The organism is Leucobacter sp. M11 (assembly GCF_035726885.1).
GTDB lineage: Bacteria > Actinomycetota > Actinomycetes > Actinomycetales > Microbacteriaceae > JAPFRB01.
Map to the genome: position 1 here is coordinate 478,108 of NZ_JAPFRB010000001.1, position 2,214 is coordinate 480,321.

2 protein-coding genes are annotated in these 2,214 nt (G+C 72.4%); both read left to right on the top strand.

Going from position 1 to position 2,214, the window contains the following annotated elements; all coding sequences use genetic code 11:
- Positions 1-897: amidase family protein (locus OOT08_RS02450; protein WP_325090961.1), on the top strand; the 897-nt coding region annotated here is incomplete at its 5' end.
- 181 nt (positions 898-1,078) lie between these two features.
- Positions 1,079-2,214 (top strand): hypothetical protein (locus tag OOT08_RS02455; protein WP_325090962.1); only part of this gene is annotated, 1,136 nt, incomplete at its 3' end.

Sequence of the window (2,214 nt, forward strand, 5' to 3'; positions counted from 1 at the left end):
TACGGTCCGCTGCACGTGGGCACCGACATCGGCGGCTCGATCCGGCTGCCGGGCACCTGGCAGGGCCTGACCGCGCTCAAGCCGAGCGAGGGGCTCATCCCCCTCGACGTGCCCTACGACGGCCGCGCCGCCGGGCCGATGACGCGCACCGCGGCCGACAGCATCCGGCTCATGTCGATCGTGGCCCGGCCCGACGAGCGGGACTACCTCACCCGCCCCTACGCGCCGATGGACTGGTCCACCGAGCCCCTCTCGCCCGCGGGCATGCGGGTCGCCCTGCAGCTCGACGCGGGCTCCGGGCTGCCCGTCGAGCCGGAAACGCTCGCCATCGTCGAGGCAGCCGCCGCTCGCTTCGCGGCTGCCGGAGCCGATATCGTGCCGCTCGCCCCCTTTATCGGACCCGAGGTGCTCGACGGGCTCGTGGACTTCTGGCGGAGCCGCTCCTACGCGGACTACGAGCTGCTCAGCGACGCCGAGCGCGCGCTCATCCTGCCCTTCATCGCCGAGTGGTGCGCCGCCGGGGCCGGGGTGACCGCGGCGCAGACGGTGCGCAACCGCAACCAGATTGACGAAATGGCCCGGCTCACCCGCGCCGCAACCGCGCCCTACGACCTCGTCCTGTCCCCCGTCTCCCCTGTTGCGGCGTTCCCCGCCGAGGACCCCATGCCGATCACGGACCCGACGCAGACGATGGGCCACATCTCCTTCACGGTGCCCTACAACATGTCGGGGCAGCCCGCGCTGTCCGTCGGGGCCGGGATCCAGGCCGACGGCCGCACGGTGGGGCTCCAGATCGCGGGCCGGATCGGCTCGGACGCGGAGCTGCTCCGCGTGGCCGCCTGGTTCGAGACCGTGCGCGGCGCGGACGCCGAGGTGGACTGGGCCCGGCTCCCCTAGGGGCCCGGTCCCCCGAGGGGGCCCGGCGGGCACGCCCCGTCGCGGCCGGGCGTGTCGATCGGCGTGTCGATCGGCGTGTCACTCGGCGTGTCGCGCGACCCTCGGAGGAGAAAACTGCCCCTGTTTTCGTGAAGCTTCATCAAGTAGGCTGTCCGGGTTGCCACACCTGACCTGGAGAGCCATGACCCCCCGCGCCGTTTTTCGTACGTCCGCCCTGAGCGCCATCGCCGCTGTCACCCTGTTCGCCGGAGCCGCCGTTCCCGCGCTGGCCACGCCCGGCCAGCCCGCCGCGGATGCCGACGCAGCTCCGGATCTCACCGTCACGAACGGCAACGACTCGGGCGCGGGGAGCCTCCGCGCGGCTCTCGAGCAGGCGAACGCAGACCCGGACGAAACCACGATTGGCTTCGCCCCCGCCGTGACCACCGTCTCCCTGGACACCCCGCTGCGCAGCACGGGCGCGCTCAGTATCCTCGGCGCCGGGGTCACGCTGCGCGCCTCGGACGACTGGCACATCATTGCCGACGAACCCGGCGGCCCCCCGGCCCCCGATGTGCTCCTGCACGCCGAGCGCTCCAGCTTGACCGTTTCGGGCATCACCCTGGACGCCGCTCAGACCGCGATGGCCGCCCTCTACGCGGACGCCACCGGCGAGCAGGACACGATCACGGTGCGCGAGAGCACCCTGCGCAACCCGAGCGACCTTGCGCTGATCGTCAGCGATGCGAGCGGGCAGATCACCGTGCAGAACAGCCGCATCGAGCAGGAAAACCCGGACAACCGTGCCGTCGGCATCCACGCGATGAGCAGCGCGGGGGCCGGGTTCCTCATCGCGGACACCTCCGTCTCGGGCTTCGGCCACGGGGCCGCCGAGTTCGTGGAGTGGTACCGCCCGGACGACGCAACGGCGCAGATCCGCTTCGAGCGGGCATCCCTGACCGGAAACGGGAACGCCTCCGAGGAGAACTGGACGGCCGCTGGCGGAATCTCCCTGTCCCAGCCCTCGAACGTTCCCGTTGACCCGCGGCTGGTCGTCGTCGATTCCACCCTGTCCGAGAACGTCGGCCGGTACGCCGGCGGCATCGCCGTGAGCGCCGCGAGCTGGGGCTCGGCCCCGGGCGCGCGCGTCGTCGAGATCTCCGGCAGCACCTTCTCACACAACACCTCCACGGCCGACCCCGGGAACCCCTGGATGCCCTCCGCGGATGATCTCATGGAGATGCCCCTGCCCAGCCGCGCCGCTGCCGCCGCAGCGCCGTCCCCGGCCCCCGAGCACCCGTTCCTCGCGGACCTCGCGGCCGAGGGCCACCTCGAACT